Source organism: Pseudovibrio sp. W64 (assembly GCF_001623145.1).
GTDB lineage: Bacteria > Pseudomonadota > Alphaproteobacteria > Rhizobiales > Stappiaceae > Pseudovibrio.
Map to the genome: position 1 here is coordinate 1 of NZ_LMCI01000029.1, position 2,978 is coordinate 2,978.

At 48.2% G+C, this 2,978-nt stretch carries 1 protein-coding gene; it reads left to right on the plus strand.

What is annotated here, in order from left to right; genetic code table 11:
- Positions 1 to 550: 550 nt before the first annotated feature.
- Positions 551 to 2,978, plus strand: a 2,428-nt coding sequence (locus PsW64_RS12595; protein ID WP_193757799.1) for a VCBS domain-containing protein, incomplete at its 3' end; no start/stop codon positions are given.

A 2,978-nucleotide genomic window follows, 5' to 3' on the forward strand; every position in this document is an offset into this window, starting at 1 on the left:
CCCAGCTGAGAAGTTCTCACAGTGTGTTGCCGCGACCAGTTGAATCCACCGCCATTACCGGACATTCGGGCGTTTCCATCAAGGGTTGAACAAAAGAATTCTGAGACACAGGCCGATTACTGAGGCGGGTTCGCATCAAATACTTCTCTGGCCTAAGCTGAGCTGGTGGATATTGATCACCATCGAAGCTCTGGAAGAGGCATTTGCCAAATAAGCATCATCGCAAGGCATATTTGCTGCATACGTTTGGACCATCTGTAAATTGTAACATGGTCAACGCGATCACCACGCTCAGCCATCATTTACTCACCGTCACGGTCACTGATGCCGTATCTGCAGTACCAATGAAACGCCTATAACACTACCTTACCAAGGTTATATTGAAAGGCGTCATTGCAGAGCGTGCCGTTTTTTTTGCAGCAGGGCCGCAAAGCAACTGAAATTACACCCGTTGAACAGGTCGCTGTCACCAGTTGGATAAAATACAACCATAAGTTTCACACAAGAAACATACTCGTAATGTGTGCGTGTAATATTTGGAGTAAGTTCAATGCCTAACACTACACCAATTTCCTATCCTGTTCAGATTAATACGAATGAAAACGGGGCGATTGCGATCCGAGTAATCTTCCAAGATTCTGATCTACTGGATACCCATACTCTTAGTTTAAATATCGATGAGATGATCGGCTCTGGCACGGTAGTGAGTGATTACAAATTCCATTACGATCCGGGAACAGCGTTTGACTACCTTGCAGCTGGCGAGACTGCGACAGATACGTTCTCCTACACTGTAACTGATAGTGATGGTGCCAGTTCGACCTCGACGGTAACAATCACCTTAACCGGACAAAATGACGGTCCTGTAGCGATTGCACTGACAGAACAGACCGATGAGAACACCGCAATTGTTATTGCACCTGAATTTACCGATCCAGATTCAACTGATACACACAGCTTTACTGTTGATACGATCGGTACGATAGGCTCAGTGACTGTAAACGCTGATGGTACTTTCTCGTATGACCCGAATGGCCAATTCGATCATCTCAATGCAGGGGAAAGCGCAACCGATACCTTCACGTATACAGTAACTGATCCAGCAGGTGAGACGTCAACTGAGACTGTCACCGTTACAGTAACTGGTGTAAAAACCAATACTCCACCAGTTACCTATCCTGTTGATTTGGCTGCAGATGAAGACGGCGGGATAGTGTTCCGCGTTATCTTCGAAGACCCGGATAGAGGGGACAGTCATACTTATACGGTTGATAAAGAAGGCCTGAAGGGCACCCTGACAGAAGTGGGGGATGGTCTTTTTGATTATGTACCCGGTACTGACTTTGATTACCTCGCAGCCGGAGAAACAGGCACCACCACCTTCACCTACACAGTGACTGACAGCTTTGGGGCAAGCGACACCGATACTGTGACCATCACAGTTACTGGCCAAAATGATGGACCTGTTGCTTCTGCTATAAATGTAAGTACCAGTGAGAGCAGTCCATTAGTGATTGCACCGGATTTTATTGATCCAGATACTTCCGACACGCACACCTTTACCGTGGATACAAGCAGTACCACTGGTACGGTGACCCTAAATGATGACGGCACCTTCACCTACAATCCGAATGGTGAGTATGACGACCTGAATCGCGGCGAAACCGCGACCGACAGCTTCACGTATACTGTGACCGACAGTTCAGGTGAAAGCTCAACGCAGACCATTACGGTAACAATTCAGGGCGAAAGCGATGTAACTGTCCATCCAGGCAAGATTGTTGCCTCAGACGGTGATAGAAGTGATTGGTTTGGCTACAGCACACAGATGAATGATCATGGTGTTGTTGTTGCAGGTTCTCACTATGATGATGACAAAGGTTCAGCATCTGGCTCTGTCTATGTCTACACACCGGATGGTGATGGTTATGTTGAGACCAAACTTGTCGCCTCTGGTGGTGCAAAGGATGATTATTTTGGCTATCAAACTGCGATCAATAATTCCGGCACCATTGCTGTCAGTGCCCACCTTGATGATGATAAAGGCGAGTTTTCCGGATCAGTTTATGTGTTCACCCCGACAGAAGGTGGGAGTTATGCAGAGGTCAAGCTGACGGCTTCTGATGGAATGGCAAGTGATAGTCTTGGTCGCCATAGTCTTTCAATCAATGCCGATGGGGTCATAGTTGCGTCTGCGTTTGGCACCACAACCGACAAGATCTACATCTTTACACCGGATGGCTCCGGTGGGTACACGGAAAGTAAGCTGGTTGCTGCGGAGAGTGATGGCTTCGGCGATACGGTTAGCATCAATGATAATGGCGTTATCTTTGCAGACGGTCCGGGCGCTCTGGCTCGTGTGTTCACGCCGGATGGTTCTGGCGGCTACACGGAATTGCAGCTGACAGCTCCTGATTCTAATGCCAGCTTTGGCAAAAGCGGTGCAGTTCAGGGTGATGGTACCATAGTGGTTGGAGCGCCAAGCCTATTGTACATCCACGAGCCGGATGGCAGTGGCAATTATGCGGTTTCCAAACTGATCACTGGTCCTGGCAGTACAGGGACTTCTGTTGTTGTGAATGAGGCAGGTGTTATCGTCACCGGAGCGACATCTGGTAATGGAGCCGCCTATGTTTATGTTCCAGACGGGACAGGTGGTTACAAGGAAATCGTTCTGACGGCTCATGATGGAGCAAGCGGTGATTACTTTGGACAATCAGTCTCAATCAATGAAGACGGTGTTATCACAATTGGTGCTTATGCTGATGATGATAAGGGGCAAAACTCCGGTTCCGTCTATGTCTTCACACCAGATGCTGATGGCAATTATGTCGGCGCTGACGGCACTGTTTATGAACCGTCAGAAACACCGCCGGTGATCCATTCTTATGGTGAGTTCCACGAGGTGAATGGTGAAGGAACAGCAGGCAAGATTGTTGCCTCAGACGGTGATAGAAGTGATTGGTTTGGCTACAGCA